This is a genomic window from Microbacterium foliorum (genome assembly GCF_006385575.1).
Classification (GTDB): domain Bacteria; phylum Actinomycetota; class Actinomycetes; order Actinomycetales; family Microbacteriaceae; genus Microbacterium; species Microbacterium foliorum_B.
The window spans coordinates 1124069-1139358 of record NZ_CP041040.1; the positions used below are offsets into that span (position 1 = coordinate 1124069).

Consider the following 15290-nt stretch of genomic DNA (forward strand, 5'->3'; position numbering starts at 1 on the left):
GCCGCTCATCCTGACGCCGCCTTCGGCGGGCCGCGTCACCCGAGAAGTGTGATGATCCTGCATGGCGTTCGAGGAACACTGGAGGCAGATGAGGGGCTGGAGGCGGACATGACCGAACTGACCATAGGCACGATGACAGACGATGCGGATGCATCGGTGCACCTGGACGCACGCCGTTTCAACCGGCACACGTTCTGGTGCGGGCAGAGCGGCAGCGGCAAGACGTACGCGCTCGGCGTCGTGCTCGAGCAGCTCCTGCTGCGTACCGAACTGCCGATGCTCATCCACGATCCGAACGCCGACTTCGTGAGGCTGGCGGAGACGAGAGCGGGCGCGTCGACCGAGCATGCGGCCGCCATCGCGCAGACCGACATCCGCGTGTTCCGATCGGGCCACGGAGAGGGCGACAAGTTGCACGCTCGATACGTCGATCTGTCTCCGGCTGCGAAGGCCGCGGTGCTGCAGATCGACCCGATCGCGGATGCTGAGGAGTACAACGCACTGCTGCACTGGTCGGTGAGCACCACGGACTTCGACACCGACGAGATGCTCCGTGACTTCCGGGCGTCCGGCGATCCCGCGTACATCCGGCTCGCGAATCGGATGGAGAACCTGCAGGTGCTCGAGTGGGATCTGTGGTCGCGAGGCGCGGGCTCCGTCGTCGACGTGCTCGATGAGCGGCCGCGGGCGACCGTTCTGGATCTCGGCGGATTCGATCACCCCGCCGAGCCGAAGGTCGCGGCACTCGCGGTGCTCGAGTCGCTGTGGATGCAGCGCGAGAGCCGTCGTCCGCTCCTCATCGTGATCGACGAGGCGCACAACCTCTGCTCGCCCGAGCCGCGCACCGCCGTCGAGAGAGCTCTCACCGAGAGGCTCGTTCAGATCGCGGCGGAGGGACGCAAGTTCGGTCTCTGGCTCTTCCTGTCGACGCAGCGGCCGACCAAGATCCACCCCAACGTGCTGTCGCAGTGCGACAACCTCGGCCTGATGCGCGTGAACGCCCCGCGGGACATCGCCGAGCTGGCCGAGGTGTTCGGCTTCGTCGGGGAGGACGACATCCGCCGGGCCCAGGGGTTCGCTCAGGGGCAGGCGCTGTTCGCCGGTGGGTTCATCGCCCAGCCGACGTTCGCGCAGATGGGGGAGCGGCTGACCGAGGAGGCCGGAGCCGACGTGCGGGTGCCGTTGCGCTTGTGACCGAGTGGTCTGCGGATCAGCGCCAGATCGCCGCGATGCCGGCGTTGAGCGCCGTCAGGATGCCGACGACCCAGAACATCGCGACAGGCACGGACCCGGACTTGCGCTGCTTCGAGGTGCCGATGCCGAGCAGGGCGCCGATCACGAGGAGCACGACGAGCTTCGTGCCGATCTTGGCGTAGTTCATCTCGACGCCCTCGGGGAGTCCCCATGGTGCGGCGAGTGCGAGGCCCGCGATCGCGGCGATCGTCATGCCGATGCTCATCAGACGCGTGAACTCGCGCTTGCCGCCGAAGGCCTGCGCCGCCCAGGCGCCGAAGAGCACCGCGAAGCCGATCAGGTGGACGAACAGAACGACGTGGCGCAGAGTCTCCATGCCCTCACGCTACGAGCACGCGGGGTGCGCGCGCCAGCAAGGGCAGGCTGACCTCTCAGCCGCGCAGCGCGCGCACGAGGAGAGCGGTGCGCAGTGCGGCATCCGCAGCCTCCGCGCCCTTGTCCTCCTTCGAGCCCTCCAGACCGGCACGGTCGAGCCCCTGCTTCTCGTCGTCGAGCGTGAGCACGCCGAAGCCGACAGGCTTGCCCGCATCGAGCGAGACGCGGGTCAGCCCGTCGGTCGTCGCGGCCGAGACGTACTCGAAGTGCGGGGTTCCGCCGCGGATGATCACGCCGAGGGCGACCACGGCATCGGCCCCGCCCGCGAATGCGGCCTGAGCGGCGAGAGCGAGCTCGAACGAACCAGGCACGCGCACGAGCCGATATGCGGCGTCGGCCTCGTCGAGCACGCGCTGCGCACCGGCGATCAGTCCGTCGGTGATGACATCGTGCCACGTGCCGGCCACGATGACGACCTTCAGCCCGCGTCCGTCGATCTTCTCGGTCTTGGGTGCTCCTGCGCCGCTCATACGTCGTCCTTCCGTCCGTCGGCGAGAGCCTCTGCGAGCTCCGCCTCTCCGATGATGTGACCCATCCGGTCACGCTTGGTCTCGAGGTACTGGTGGTTGTTCGGCCCGACGCCGACGATCAGCGGCACCTGCTCGACGACGTCGAGTCCGAGGCCGCGCAGCTGTTTCACCTTGTCGGTGTTGTTCGTCAGCAGGCGCACCTTCGACACTCCGAGGTCGGCGAGGATTCCGGCCGCGGCCGCATAGTCGCGGGCATCGGCCGGCAGCCCCAGCGCGAGGTTGGCGTCGACCGTGTCGAGGCCCTCCTCCTGCAGGCTGTAGGCGCGGAGCTTGTTGATCAGCCCGATGCCCCGGCCCTCATGGCCCCGCATGTAGATGACGACGCCACCGTCCTGCTCGATCGCGTCGAGAGCGGCATCGAGCTGGGGGCCGCACTCGCACTTGAGCGATCCGAAGGCCTCGCCGGTCAGACATTCCGAGTGCACGCGCACGAGAGCCGTCTCGCCCAGCTCACCCGATACGACGGCGATGTGGTCGGTGCCGGTCACCCTGTCTTTGTAGGCCAGGAAGCGAAACGTGCCGTGCGTGGTGGGCACAGTGGCATCCGCACGCAGGCTCACGCGCCGGCTGGCGCGTTCGGGAGACCAGCCGGTGGGGTCGATCTCGTTGAGATGGGCGATGAGCTGCTCGATCGTGATGACCGGCACCCCGTCGCGTGCACCCAGCTCGATGAGCCCGGGAAGCCGCATCATGCTGCCGTCCTCGGCGACGACCTCGGCGATCGCGCCCACCGGGCGGAGACCGGCGAGCTTCATCAGATCGACCGCGGCCTCGGTATGACCGCTTCGCTCGCGCACTCCGCCGTCGACCGCGCGGAGGGGAAGCACGTGTCCCGGGCGGATGATACTCGTCGCCGTCGACTCGGGGTTCGCCAGGACGTTCAGCGTGTGGGCGCGGTCGTGCGCGCTGATGCCGGTGGTCACGCCCTCGGCCGCGTCGACGCTCACCGTGTAGGCGGTCGACCGTGCGTCCTCCGACGCCGCGACCATCGGCTGCAAGTTGAGGTTGTCGGCGAGGTCGGCGGGCATCGGCGCGCAGATGAAGCCGGATGACCAGCGAACCGTCCAGGCGACCCACTCGGGTGTGGCGAGCTCGGCCGAGAGGATGACATCGCCCTCGTTCTCGCGGTTCTCGTCGTCTGCGACGAGCACCGGTCGCCCGGCGCGAAGGGCCTCGAGGGCCTCGGTGATGGTGGAAAGGCTCATCGCGAGCCTCCTTCCGGTGCTGCCCTGAACGCCAGCAGACGTTCGACGTGGCGGGCGAGGATGTCGGTCTCGAGGTTCACGCGGTCGCCGACCGCGCGTGAGCCGAGGGTGGTGGCGGCGAGGGTCTCGGGAATGAGCGAGATCTCGAACCAGTGGGTATCGACGTCGACGGGGCTGACCGCGCTCACGGTGAGCGAGGTGCCGTCGACCGAGATGGAACCCTTGTCGACCACGAGCGGCGCGAGGTCGTCGGGCAGCGCGATGCGCAGCACGCTCCACTGCTCGCCGGGGCGCACCTCGAGCACACTGCCGACACCGTCGACGTGCCCCTGCACGATGTGACCGCCGAGGCGGGCGCCGACGGGCATCGCCTTCTCGATGTTGACGCGGGTGCCGACGGTCGCTCCACCGAGAGCGGCCACGTCGAGGGTCTGCTTCATCACATCGGCGTCGAAGGTGTCGGCCGTCGAGTCGACGACGGTGAGGCAGACGCCGGAGACCGCGATGGATTCGCCGTGCACGGCGTCGGAGACCGCCTTGGGGGCGCGAACAGTCAGGCGCCAGCCGTCTCCGGCGGGCGCGATCGCGGTGATCTCGCCGATCTCCTCGATGATTCCGGTGAACATCAGGCGGCTCCTTCTTCAGTGGTGAGCACGGGGTGTGCGACGGCGAGCAGGTCTGCGCCGAGGGGCAGCCACTCCTCGACCGTCAGGCGTCTGGCGGCGTCCATGGTGCCGACGCCGATGTCGGTGAGTGCCGGCCGGTCACCGCCCAGCAGCACTGGTGCGATGTAGGCGAGCATGCGGTCGGCGAGTCCGGCGGCGATGAAGGCGCTCGCCAGGGTCGGGCCCCCTTCGACGAACACGCTCTGGATGCCGCGCGAGTGCAGCTCGGTGAGCACGGCGCTCAGGTCGTGGGTGTCGAAGAAGAGCGGCGTCTCCGGGTGCCGACGGATCGCCGCGTCGTCGGGGGTCTGGCGAGAGCCGATCACGACGGGGATCGGCTGGTGCTCGTGGAGCGCATCGCCGTCGCGCGCTGTCAGCGAGGGGTCGTCAGAGAGCACGGTGCCGGTGCCGACGACGATCGCGTCTGCAGCGGCTCGACGTCGATGGACGTCGGCCCTGGCCTCCGGCCCGGTGATCCACTGGCTGCTGCCATCGGATGCCGCCGCGCGGCCGTCGAGGGACTGGGCCCATTTCACGGTGACGTGCGGGCGCCCCAGGCGCTGAGCGGTGAGCCAGCCGTCGATGATGCTGCGGGCGACATCGGCCTGTTCGCCCGAATCGACGCTCACGCCCGCAGCGCGGAGACGATCTCCGCCGCCGCCCGAGACGTCGCCGGGGTCGTCGAGGGCGTACACGACGCGCGAGACGCCCGCGTCGATGAGCGCGACGGCGCACGGGCCGGTACGCCCGGTGTGGTTGCAGGGCTCGAGGGTGACGACGGCGGTCGCACCCTCGGCCGCGCCGGGTGCGAGCTTCGAGAGAGCATCGACCTCGGCGTGCGGGGTGCCGGCACCGTGGTGCCAGCCTTCGGAGATGATCTCGCCCTCGGGGGAGAGGATGACGGCTCCGACCTGAGGGTTCACACCTCGAGGGCCGAGTTTGGCGAGCTCGAGCGCACGGGCCATCGCCCGACGTTCCGCCTCGTTCACTGCCATCCGTGGTCCTCTCTGAGGCTCCGGGGGTTCTCCTCGAGAGGAGGCGTCGGCAGAACGCGCGCGCGGCGGCGCACCGTGCTGCCTCCCTTCCGGACTAGCGAGGCTGCGCCTCGCACCACCGTCGGTCCCGGAATTCCACCGGATCGGCATCTCGGAGAACCGAGACGCTCGCGGACTGTCACCGCCGGTTCGGATTCTCACCGACCCCGGAGCACGTTGATGCTCTGAGTGTACTCAACACATCCGACTGCGTTTCATTCCGCGTCGAAGTGCTACTTGAGCAGCCGTGACAGGCGGCGATCAGCGAGCGGCTTGCCCCCGGTCTGACAGGTCGGGCAGTACTCCAGCGAGCGGTCGGCGAAGAAGACGCTGCGCACGGTGTCACCGCACACGGGGCAGGACTCGCCGCGGCGGGCGTGCACCTGCATCCCTCGGCGCTTGGCGTCTTTCAGGTCGGCCGGAGGCTTGCCCGAGGCCTCGGCCACGGCATCCGTCAGCGTCGTCTGCATCGCCGCGAACAGGCGGTCGACCTCGTCATCGTCGAGCTTGTCGGCGATCGCGTACGGCGACATGCGCGCCGCGTGCAGGATCTCGTCGGAGTAGGCGTTGCCGATCCCGGCGATCACACTCTGGTCGCGCAGCAGCCCCTTGATCTGGGTCCGGCGTCCGTCGAGCAGCCCGGCGAACACGTCACGGGTGAACGTCTCCTCGAGTGGATCCGGGCCGAGGCGGGCGATGCCGGGCACCTCGTCGGGGTCGCGCACGACGTAGACGGCGAGCGACTTCTTCGTGCCCGCCTCGGTGAGGTCGAATCCGCTCTCGTCGTCGAGGCCCACCCGCACGGCGATGGGCGACTTGCCCGGCCTGATGAGGGTCGTCGGCAGTGTCTCGTACCATCGCAGCCAGCCCGCCTTGGCGAGATGGAAGACGAGGTGCAGGTCGTCGCCGCACGAGAGCACGATGAACTTGCCGCGGCGCGAGGCCGCGGTGATCTGCGCCCCGTGCAGAGAGATGTTCGGAGGGTCATAGGTCTTCAGGGCCGCGATGGCCCCCACACTCGTGCGGATGATCGTGCGCCCCACCGTGCGTTCGGCGAGGAATGCGGTCAGGCCCTGGACTTCCGGCATCTCAGGCATGCGCTCATCCTGCCACCGACGTCGGACACGCGGCTAGGGAGCCTCGTCAGAGGATCGGCCAGTCCACCGGAGCGCGATCGTCGGTCGCGAGGAGTCCGCCGAACCATCCGTCGTCACGCCCGCGGTCGCTGGTGAGCGCCTGGCGCCCCAGCCCCTCATACCGGAACCCGAGGGCGCGGGCGGCTCGGGCCGACGGGACGTTGCCCGCGACCGCGCGCCAGCCGAGGCGGGCGAGGCCGAGTTCGGCGAACCCCCAGTCGACGACGGCGCGAGCAGCCTCGACGAGGTAGCCGTTGCCGCGGGCGGACGCCGTGACCCAGTAGCCGATCTCGGCGTGCCCGCCGGTCGGGTGCTCGACGATGTGATGCAGACCGATCGAGGCCACCAGCTCGCCGTCGCGATAGGCGCACCAGATCGCCTGACTGCCATCGGCCCACCACTCGCCGATCAGCCGGACGTACCCTTCACCGTGCTCGCGGGTGTAGGGGCTCGGCACGGTGGTCCACCGAGGGATCTCCGGATCCTGGCAGGCCGCGGTGATCGCGTCGATGTCGGACTCGTCCGGCACGTGCAGGACGAGGCGCTCGGTGGTGAGAGTGACCGGTTCCATCCCGGCATCCTACGGCTCGCGCAGCGCGGGTCCAGGTCAGTGCCGATGCCGGTGTCGGTGGTCGCGACTAGGCTTGTGCGGTGACTGTTCCGGGGATTCTGCGCGCCTTGGAAGAGGCGTCTCTTTTTCGTGACGCCCTCAGCTGGGCGCAGACCGACGCCGACCTCGGTCTCGTCGACGGCCTCGATGCTCCGGCGCTCGCCGGTCTGCTCGAGAAGCGCCGAGCAGCGGGGCATCCCGCGGCGCTCCTGACCGTCGTCCCGACGGGCCGACGAGCCGAGAGCCTCGCTGCCGCGCTCGGCGCGTACATCCCCGATGCCGAGGTCGTGACCTTCCCCGCGTGGGAGACGCTGCCGCATGAGCGCCTCAGCCCCAGCACCGACACGGTGGGCCAGAGACTGCAGACGCTGCGTCGCATCGCGGAATGGTCGGGCGATCACCCCCTCGTCGTCGTGGCCTCCGTGCGAGCCGCCCTCCAGCCGATCGCGGGCAACCTCGGTGAGATCGCGCCGCTCGAGCTGCGCACCGCGAGCCGCGGTCACGAACTCGACCACGTCGTCGAGCAGCTCGTCGAGCGTGCTTATTCGCGAGTCGACATGGTGTCGCGCCGCGGCGAGTTCGCCGTCCGAGGCGGCATCCTCGACGTGTTCCCCCCGATCTCGGAGCATCCGTTCCGCGTCGAGTTCTTCGGCGACGAGATCGACCAGATCCGCTCGTTCTCCGTCGCCGATCAGCGCTCGCTCCCGGGCGATGTCGACGGCGTCGATCTTCCGCCGAGCCGCGAGCTGCTGCTCACCCCCGACGTGCGCGATCGTGCGCGAGCGCTGATCGGCGGGTTCCCGGCGATCGCGGGCATGCTCGAGAAGATGGCCGAGGGCATCCCGGTCGAGGGCATGGAGTCTCTCCTTCCGGCGGTCTCCGGTCCGCTCAAATCGCTGGCGGAGTACCTGCCCGAGGGTGTCGCGACGGCTGTCGTCGACCCCGAGCGGTCGAGCGCCCGAGCGATCACGCTGGGCGAGACCAACCGGGAGTTCCTCGATGCGGCGTGGAGTGCGGCGACCTCCGGTGCGTCGGCTCCCATCGATCTCGGTGCCGGCGACTTTCTCACCATCGCCCGGCTGCGCGAGGTCGTGCGCGATCGCGGCGGCGTCTGGTGGCGCCTGAGCCCGTTCTCGATGGGGGGCGAGGATGCCGAGACCATCGACGCCTCGGTCATCCCGTCGTTCCACGGCAACGTCGACGGTGCGATCTCGTTCGTCGAGGCGAAGGTCGCAGACGGCTGGCGGGTCGTCGTGATCGCCGCCGGAGCGGGCCTCGTCGACCGTGCCCGCGACGTGCTCTCCGACCGTGGGATCGCCGCTCGCATCGTGTCCGAGCTGACCGACGCGCCTGACACCGGCGTCGCGACTCTCGTCACCGGCTCCGTCGAGGCCGGATTCCAGATCCCCGAGGCCAAGCTCGCTGTCCTCACCGACAACGAGTTCTACGGGCGCACGATCGGCGGCGACCAGCGCGTCGTCAAGAAGCTCGCGTCGCGCCGCAAGAACGTCGTCGACCCGCTGCAGCTCAAGCAGGGCGACTTCGTCGTGCACAACACGCATGGCATCGGCCGCTTCGTCGAGATGACGCAGCGCGAGGTCTCGACCGGCGGGCGCAACGCGACGAAGTCGGTGCGCGACTATCTCGTGCTCGAGTACGCCCCGTCGAAGCGCGGTTATCCCGGCGACAAGCTCTACGTGCCCACCGATCAGCTCGATCTGCTCTCGAAGTATGTCGGCGGTGAGGGGCCGACCCTCTCGAAGATGGGCGGCAGCGACTGGTCGCAGGCCAAGGGCAAGGCTCGCAAGGCGGTGCGCGACATCGCCGTCGAGCTGGTCAAGCTGTACTCGGCGCGGATGAGCGCCAAGGGCCATGCGTTCGGCCCCGACACGCCCTGGCAGCGCGAGCTCGAAGAGGCCTTCCCGTTCGCCGAGACCCTCGATCAGCTGCAGACCATCGACGAGATCAAGGCCGACATGGAGCGGCCGATCCCGATGGACAGGCTGCTCTCTGGCGATGTCGGCTTCGGCAAGACCGAGGTGGCCGTGCGGGCGGCGTTCAAGGCGATCCAGGACGGCAAGCAGGTCGCGATGCTCGTGCCGACCACGCTGCTCGTCAAGCAGCACCTCGAGACGTTCACCGAGCGCTTCGCGGGTTTCCCCGTCAAGGTGCGTCCGCTGTCGCGCTTCCAGACCGACAAGGAGGCGCGTCTGACCCTCGACGGTCTGCTCGACGGCACGGTCGACATGGTGATCGGCACCCACCGCATCCTCACCGACCAGGTCATGTTCAAAGACCTCGGCCTGATGATCATCGACGAGGAGCAGCGCTTCGGTGTCGAGCACAAGGACACGCTTAAGAAGATGAAGACTAACGTCGACATCCTCGCGATGAGTGCCACCCCGATCCCTCGCACGCTCGAGATGGCCGTCACCGGCATCCGCGAGATGTCGACGCTGGCGACTCCACCGGAGGACCGGCATCCGATCCTCTCGTTCGTCGGCCCCCGCAGCGACAAGCAGATGGCGGCGGCGATCCGTCGAGAGATCCTGCGCGAGGGGCAGGTGTTCTTCGTGCACAACCGCGTGCAGTCGATCCAGCGGGTCGCGGCCCAGCTCGCCGAGCTCGTGCCCGAAGCGCGCATCGCCGTGGCGCACGGTCAGATGGGCGAGCATGCACTCGAGCAGGTCGTCGACGACTTCTGGGAGCGCAAGTTCGACGTGCTCGTCTCGACCACGATCATCGAGACCGGTCTCGACATCGCGAACGCCAACACGATCATCATCGACAGGGCCGACAAATACGGCCTGAGCCAGCTGCATCAGCTGCGCGGCCGTGTCGGTCGTGGTCGCGAGCGCGCCTATGCGTATTTCCTCTACGACGAGATGAAGCCGCTCAGCGAGACGGCGGCCGACCGGCTGCAGACGATCGCGGTGAACAACGACCTCGGATCCGGAATGCAGGTCGCGCTCAAGGACCTCGAACTGCGCGGTGCCGGCAACCTGCTCGGCGGCGAGCAGGCCGGGCACATCGCCGGCGTCGGATTCGACCTCTACCTCCGGATGATCGGCGAGGCCGTCGCCACCTTCCGCGGTGAAGACGTCGAGTCGGGGCAGGAGCTGCGGCTCGAGCTGCCGCTGGACGCGCGCATCCCCGAGTACTACATCGACAGCGAGCGACTTCGGCTCGAGGCCTACCAGAAGCTGTCCGCGGCGTCGACGGCGACGGCGAAGGACGACGCGATCGATCTCGTCATCGACGAGCTCACCGACCGCTACGGCACCCCTCCCGACGAGGTCACCGGCCTGGTCGCCGTCTCGCGCCTGCGCCGTCGCGCGGCCAGAGCCGGGCTCTCCGACGTCGTGGTCATGGGGTCGAACCTGCGCATCGCGCCGGCTCGACTCGAGGATTCGATCAAGGTGCGGCTGCAGCGGCTGTACCCCAAGGCGAAGCTGGTGGGCGGGGGCGAGGCGCTCGTCGTGCCGATGCCGACGGTGCCCGCCGCCGTGGGAGTCGGGCTCGAACCGCTGCAGGCGGCTGAGCTGCTCGCATGGGTCGACCAGCTGTTCACGGCGATCTTCCCCGAGCCGGTGAAGGTCGAATAACGGGAACCGGCTACAGCGAGAATCCGCCGTCGGTGGTCAGCACCTGACCGACCACCCACGACCCGGCGTCCGTGCACAGCCAGCCGATCAGGCGGGCCGGATCATCGGGCCGGCCGACCCGGCCGAAGGGAGTGTCAGCGATCCACTCGTCGACGCCCGACAGATCTCGGTCCGTGGTGTCGGCGTCGAGGTACCCCGTGTTCACCGGGCCCGGATTGACGGTGTTGAGCACGATCCCGACGTCGAGCAGCTCGGCTGCCGTCGATCGCGTGATCCCTGCGAGCGCGGCCTTGCTCGTCGCGTACGAGATCTCGCCGCGCATCGCTCCGTGCCCCTGGCCCGAGGTCATCCAGACGACGTGAGCCGTCGGCTTCTCGAAGGGGCCGAGCGACGGGATGCTGTCGCCGGGGCGGCCGACGGGAGTCTCAGCACCGCCGAGCTCATGGCGTACTCGATTCGCCAGCCCGGCCGTGAGCAGCAGCGAAGCACGGGCGTTGGCCTGCCAGTGCGCGTCGAGTCGGTCGGCGGTCATGTCGAAGATCGTGCCGTCTCCGCCGCTCATCGCCTGGTTGCAGATGACGATGTCGAGCCGACCCGAGAGGGATGATGCTGCATCGAGCAGCGGGTCGATGCTGTCGGGGTCGCGGAGATCCGCCTGGGCGTCGCCCATCACGGCCCCGGCCGAGAGAGCATCGCCGATGCCCGCGCGAACCGCCTCGAGGTCGTCCCCGCCCCAGGGGTGGTCGAGATCATGAGGGCGGAAGTGGTGGAAGAACACGTTCGCTCCGAGAGACGCGAGCGTCGTCGCGGTCGCGAATCCGATGCCGCGCCTGCGGGAGACGCCGGTCACCAGAGCGGTGCGTCCGAACAGGGGAAGGTCGGTGGAGTGCATGACGATGAGCCTTTCGATCGAAGAAGCCGCAGGCACGCCGAATGGCAGCCGGAGGCGGGGGAGGGATCGAGTCACCTGCATTGCATGGGCGCCAGCGTAGCAGGGGCTCGGTCGGCCTTCTCGGTGCCGACCGGTCGGCGCTACGCTGGCGTCATGTTGTACGAGCACCTCGGGGCTCGGCCCCGGATCCATGACACCGCCGTCGTCGCTCCCACCGCCGTGATCTCCGGAGACGTGACGATCGGACCAGACTGCCAAGTGCTGCACGGCGCTGTCATCACCGCAGAGGGAGGACCGATCACGATCGGCGAGCACGTCATCGTGATGGAGAACGCGCTCATCAGGGCCACGGCCGCGAATGCCGTGCACATCGGCTCGCACACGCTCGTCGGAACCCTCGCGAGCATCGCGGGGGCGACGGTCGGCGAAGAGGTCTTCTTCGCGTCCGGCGCGCGCATCTTCAACGGGGCGCTGGTGGGCGATCGATGCGAGGTCCGTGTGAACGCCATCGTGCACCGACGAGCCGTTCTGCCGGCCGGGACGGTCGTGCCGATCGGCTGGGTCGCGGTCGGAGACCCCGTGCAGCTCCTGTCTCCGGACCGGGAGGCGGAGATCTCTGCCGCGCAACCCGAACTCGACTTCCCGGGGCACGTCTTCGGCGTGGATCGCGACACCCCCGACCTCATGGTGCAGCTCACCGAGCGCTACGGCAGCTCGCTGGCCCGACACGCCGACGATGTGCGGCTCGACGCCGACGGCCGCGCGGCGGGTCGAGGGTGAGTGACGGCGCAGGGCTGGTCCGACCGGACATCAGCACGGACGACGCCGCGCTGATCGCTCGCGAATGCTACGGAGTCGAGGCTGTGGCGAGCGAGCTCGGCAGCAATCAAGACCGTAACTTCGTGCTCGTCGAATCGGACGGATCGCGCAGCGTGCTGCGCGTCGACAACCCGATCTTCGGCGACGACGCGAGAGCCGCACAGCACGCAGCGCTCGACGCCTATCGCGCGGCCGGCGTGCGGGTTCCCGCCGTGCTCCCCGGACTCGACGGTCAGCTCACGCAGAGCTGGCGAGGATTCGCGGTGCGGCGCAGCGAGTTCGCCGCGGGGGAGTCGATGGTCGATGCGGGCTATCTGGCACCCGTCGTGCTCGCCGAGTTCGGGGCCCTGGCAGCGGCATCCGTGAATGCGCTCGCCGGTCTCCCACACCCGGGGCTCGAGCGCGACCAGATGTGGGACATGCGCGTAGCGTACGAGCAGATCGACGTGCTCGCCCCGGCGGTGACGGATGCTGAGCTGCGCTCCCGAGTGCGCACGGCGGCGGACGATGCGCAGAAGGCTCTGTCGATCGTCGCCGCCGCGCTGCCGGTTCAGCCGATCCACGGCGACCTCACCGACGACAACGTCACCGGGACGCGCGGGGCTGATTCCCGACTGCACCCGCACACCGTGCTCGACCTGGGCGATCTGGGACTCGGCTGGCGGGTCGCCGAACTGGCGGTGTGCGTCTCCTCGATGCTGCATCACGAGCCCGAGCGTCCGCTTCGAGCGCTCGAGACCGTGGCCGCGTTCCATGCCGACGCACCGCTCACCCGTGATGAGGCGCTCGCCCTATGGCCGCTGGTCGTGCTGCGAGCCGCTCTGCTCGTCGCGAGCGGCTGGAGACAGCTCGCGATCGACGGAGAGAACGACTACGCCCGCGAGCGGATCGCGGGCGAGCAGGCCATCTTCGATGCCGCGACTGCCGTTCCGCTCGCCGAGGCGACCGAGCTGGTGCTCGCCCGGCTCGGATTCGAGTCGGCGGAGTTCGAGACGCCTGCGGGGACTGCCGCGCACCCGGCGGTGACTGAGCCGGAGACTCCGGTGCCCGAGCCGGACGCTCGAGAGCCCGACGCCGCCGGGGAGGCTCCCGAGCCCGAAAAGATCGAGCCCGGGAAGAGCGAGCCCGACGCGTCGCCGCACGATGCCTCTGACGATGCGCACCCCGAGCTGTCGGCCCTTCTGCCGGAGCTCGACGGTCGCGTCATCGTGGTCGACCCGGGTGTCGAGGCCGAGGGGCTGGACGCCGGGCGGTGGGCGCATCCCGATGCCGAGTCGCTGCTCATCGCCGAGGCCCACGCGAAGGGCGCTCGTGCCGCCGTCGTGCCCTACGGTGTGTTCCGGCTCACGCGCACGACGGTCGACACCGCGAGCGCTGCAGCCACCTGGCCGGTCGAGACTGAAGTGCACGTAGCCCCTGGACCGTCGTCGCGGATGATCGCGCCGGCAGAGGGCGAGCTGAAGATCACCGAGGGCGGGGTGCGCATCGCACTCGACGGCGGGTGGGTACTCGAGCTCCGTGGCGCCGACCTCGAGCCGAATCGCAGCGGACGAGTCGAGCGGGGCGAGAGCATCGGCAGGCTCGCCGCATCCTTCGAGAACAGGACCATCGTCATCGGCCTCCGACGAGCCGATGCTCCGCCGCTTCCGGTCCCACGGCCCGATGCGCCTGCTGCCGCGCATCTCGTGACCCCTGATCGTGTCGCGGCGTGGTGCCGCTTCACCGCAGACCCGGCAGTGCTGCTCGGACTCGCCTCGCTCGCGCAGCGCGACGAGGCCGCCCAGGAGCTCGGGCGCCGGGAGCGCATCTTCGCGACCGCGCAGGAGCGCTACTACGACCATCCGCCGCAGATCGAACGCGGCTGGCGGCATCATCTCGTCGACACGACCGGTCGCAGTTACATCGACATGGTGAACAACGTCGCGGGACTCGGACACGGCCACCCCCGGGTGGCGGCAGCCGTGAATCGGCAGCTGAAGACGCTCGCGACGAACTCGAGATTCCTGTTCCGGGGCCTCGCCGAGTACAGCGAGAGGCTGATCGCGCTGATGCCCGAGGGGAGCGGTCTCGACACCGTGCTGCTCGTGAACAGCGGCTCGGAGGCGGTCGATCTCGGCATCCGTCTGGCTCAGGCCGCCACCGGTCGACGCACGGTGGTGGCTCTCCGAGAGGCATACCACGGGTGGACGATGGCGAGCGATGCTGTCACGACCAGCGCCTACGACAACCCGCATGCTCTGGCCACACGGCCTGACTGGGTGCACGTCGCAGACGTGCCCAACCCGTTCCGCGGCACCTATCGCGGCCAGGACACGGCCGGTCGCTACCTCGCCGATCTCGCCGATGACCTCGACGGTCTGGCCGCAGACGGCAGAGACCCCGCCGCGTTCCTGTGCGAGTCCGTGCTCGGAAACGCAGGGGGAGTGCTCCTTCCGGACGGATACCTGGCGGGCGCCTACGAGCTCGTGCGCGCGCGCGGTGGACTCTGCATCGCCGACGAGGTGCAGGTGGGCTTCGGCCGCATGGGGTCGAGCTTCTGGGGGTTCGAGCAGTCCGGTGTGATTCCCGACATCGTCACGATCGCCAAGCCGATGGGCAACGGCTTCCCTATCGGAGGTGTGGTCACGTCGAAGAGGATCGCCGACGCGCTGAGCACCCAGGGGCAGTTCTTCTCGTCGGCCGGTGGCAGCACGCTCAGCACCAGCGTCGGTCTCGCTGTCCTCGATGCGATGGTCGAGGACGACCTGCAGCGCAACGCGCTCGAGGTCGGCCGGCATCTGGCAGGCGCTCTTCGTGGCCTCTCGGATCGGCATCCGCTGATCGGTCCCGTTCACGGCGAGGGGCTCTATCTCGGTGTCGAGCTGGTGCGCGATCGCGAGACGATGGAGCCGGCCGATGCCGAGGCCGCGGCGATCTGCGAGCGGATGCGGGAGCTGGGCGTGATCGTGCTCACGACCTCGGAGCGCTCGAACGTGCTGAAGATCAAACCTCCGCTCTGCCTGACGATCGAGAGCGCCGACCACGTCGTCGCCATGCTCGACCACGTACTCTCCGGAGGATGGTGATCAGCAAAGATCTTCGAATCGAGTTGGTTTTCGGCATGTTAAATGCGTATTTCGAATCAGATCTTCTCTTCCGCTGAGGAATATCTCGGGTACATACTGA

At 69.0% G+C, this 15290-nt stretch carries 12 protein-coding genes and 1 riboswitch; of the genes, 4 read left to right on the forward strand and 8 right to left on the reverse strand.

Annotated elements, in window-relative coordinates:
- The first annotated feature begins 108 nt into the window (after positions 1-108).
- Positions 109-1194: an ATP-binding protein gene (locus FIV50_RS05375; protein WP_140036543.1), complete on the forward strand. Its 1086-nt coding sequence runs from the start codon at positions 109-111 to the stop codon at positions 1192-1194.
- 16 nt (positions 1195-1210) lie between these two features.
- Here the strand turns inward: FIV50_RS05375 and FIV50_RS05380 are convergent, their stop codons facing one another.
- The 7 genes from FIV50_RS05380 to FIV50_RS05410 all read right to left on the reverse strand — a co-directional run bounded on the left by FIV50_RS05380 (position 1211) and on the right by FIV50_RS05410 (position 6770).
- Positions 1211-1570 (reverse strand): Fe-S protein, encoded by a 360-nt coding sequence (locus tag FIV50_RS05380; protein ID WP_140036544.1) that lies wholly within the window; start codon positions 1568-1570, stop codon positions 1211-1213.
- Between the two features lie 55 nt (positions 1571-1625).
- Complete coding sequence (ribH, locus tag FIV50_RS05385; protein WP_056376023.1) at positions 1626-2099, reverse strand: 6,7-dimethyl-8-ribityllumazine synthase; 474 nt, start codon at positions 2097-2099, stop codon at positions 1626-1628.
- The gene (ribA, locus tag FIV50_RS05390) at positions 2096-3364 is read right to left on the reverse strand and encodes a GTP cyclohydrolase II (RefSeq protein WP_140036545.1); all 1269 of its coding nucleotides are present in this window, start codon (positions 3362-3364) and stop codon (positions 2096-2098) included. The genes ribH and ribA overlap by 4 nt, the downstream gene beginning before the upstream one ends.
- A complete protein-coding gene (locus tag FIV50_RS05395) occupies positions 3361-3990 on the reverse strand; it encodes a riboflavin synthase (protein WP_140036546.1) in 630 nt (209 codons plus the stop codon). The genes ribA and FIV50_RS05395 overlap by 4 nt, the downstream gene beginning before the upstream one ends.
- Positions 3990-5024 carry a bifunctional diaminohydroxyphosphoribosylaminopyrimidine deaminase/5-amino-6-(5-phosphoribosylamino)uracil reductase RibD gene (ribD, locus tag FIV50_RS05400; protein WP_140036547.1) on the reverse strand — a complete coding sequence of 345 codons (1035 nt, stop codon included), beginning with the start codon at positions 5022-5024 and terminating at the stop codon, positions 3990-3992. The genes FIV50_RS05395 and ribD overlap by 1 nt, the downstream gene beginning before the upstream one ends.
- A gap of 72 nt (positions 5025-5096) precedes the next feature.
- Positions 5097-5242, reverse strand: a riboswitch (FMN riboswitch).
- Positions 5243-5296: 54 nt separating this feature from the next.
- Positions 5297-6160 carry an Fpg/Nei family DNA glycosylase gene (locus FIV50_RS05405; protein WP_140036548.1) on the reverse strand — a complete coding sequence of 288 codons (864 nt, stop codon included), beginning with the start codon at positions 6158-6160 and terminating at the stop codon, positions 5297-5299.
- 46 nt (positions 6161-6206) lie between these two features.
- Complete coding sequence (locus FIV50_RS05410) at positions 6207-6770, reverse strand: GNAT family N-acetyltransferase (RefSeq protein WP_140036549.1); 564 nt, start codon at positions 6768-6770, stop codon at positions 6207-6209.
- Between the two features lie 80 nt (positions 6771-6850).
- Here FIV50_RS05410 and mfd point away from each other — a divergent pair, with 80 nt between their 5' ends.
- Positions 6851-10414 (forward strand): transcription-repair coupling factor, encoded by a 3564-nt coding sequence (gene mfd, locus FIV50_RS05415; protein ID WP_181164345.1) that lies wholly within the window; start codon positions 6851-6853, stop codon positions 10412-10414.
- Between the two features lie 10 nt (positions 10415-10424).
- On the opposite strand, the gene FIV50_RS05420 is transcribed toward mfd, so the two are convergent.
- Positions 10425-11306, reverse strand: coding sequence for an SDR family oxidoreductase (locus FIV50_RS05420; RefSeq protein WP_140036550.1), 882 nt, complete (start codon positions 11304-11306; stop codon positions 10425-10427).
- A gap of 153 nt (positions 11307-11459) precedes the next feature.
- Between FIV50_RS05420 and FIV50_RS05425 the strand changes: the two genes are divergently transcribed.
- Positions 11460-12086, forward strand: coding sequence for a gamma carbonic anhydrase family protein (locus FIV50_RS05425; RefSeq protein WP_140036551.1), 627 nt, complete (start codon positions 11460-11462; stop codon positions 12084-12086).
- Positions 12083-15190 carry an aminotransferase gene (locus FIV50_RS05430; protein ID WP_258184431.1) on the forward strand — a complete coding sequence of 1036 codons (3108 nt, stop codon included), beginning with the start codon at positions 12083-12085 and terminating at the stop codon, positions 15188-15190. The genes FIV50_RS05425 and FIV50_RS05430 overlap by 4 nt, the downstream gene beginning before the upstream one ends.
- The last annotated feature ends 100 nt before the right edge of the window (positions 15191-15290 follow it).

Excerpts from the sequence above, each read along its gene's own strand:
- FIV50_RS05410 (WP_140036549.1), bottom strand. The coding sequence starts at position 6,770 with ATGGAACCGGTCACTCTCACCACCGAGCGCCTCGTCCTGCACGTGCCG.
- ribD (WP_140036547.1), bottom strand. The coding sequence starts at position 5,024 with ATGGCAGTGAACGAGGCGGAACGTCGGGCGATGGCCCGTGCGCTCGAG.
- ribA (WP_140036545.1), bottom strand. The coding sequence starts at position 3,364 with ATGAGCCTTTCCACCATCACCGAGGCCCTCGAGGCCCTTCGCGCCGGG.
- FIV50_RS05380 (WP_140036544.1), bottom strand. The coding sequence starts at position 1,570 with ATGGAGACTCTGCGCCACGTCGTTCTGTTCGTCCACCTGATCGGCTTC.
- FIV50_RS05420 (WP_140036550.1), bottom strand. The coding sequence starts at position 11,306 with ATGCACTCCACCGACCTTCCCCTGTTCGGACGCACCGCTCTGGTGACC.
- FIV50_RS05395 (WP_140036546.1), bottom strand. The coding sequence starts at position 3,990 with ATGTTCACCGGAATCATCGAGGAGATCGGCGAGATCACCGCGATCGCG.
- FIV50_RS05405 (WP_140036548.1), bottom strand. The coding sequence starts at position 6,160 with ATGCCTGAGATGCCGGAAGTCCAGGGCCTGACCGCATTCCTCGCCGAA.
- FIV50_RS05375 (WP_140036543.1), top strand. The coding sequence starts at position 109 with ATGACCGAACTGACCATAGGCACGATGACAGACGATGCGGATGCATCG.
- FIV50_RS05425 (WP_140036551.1), top strand. The coding sequence starts at position 11,460 with ATGTTGTACGAGCACCTCGGGGCTCGGCCCCGGATCCATGACACCGCC.
- ribH (WP_056376023.1), bottom strand. The coding sequence starts at position 2,099 with ATGAGCGGCGCAGGAGCACCCAAGACCGAGAAGATCGACGGACGCGGG.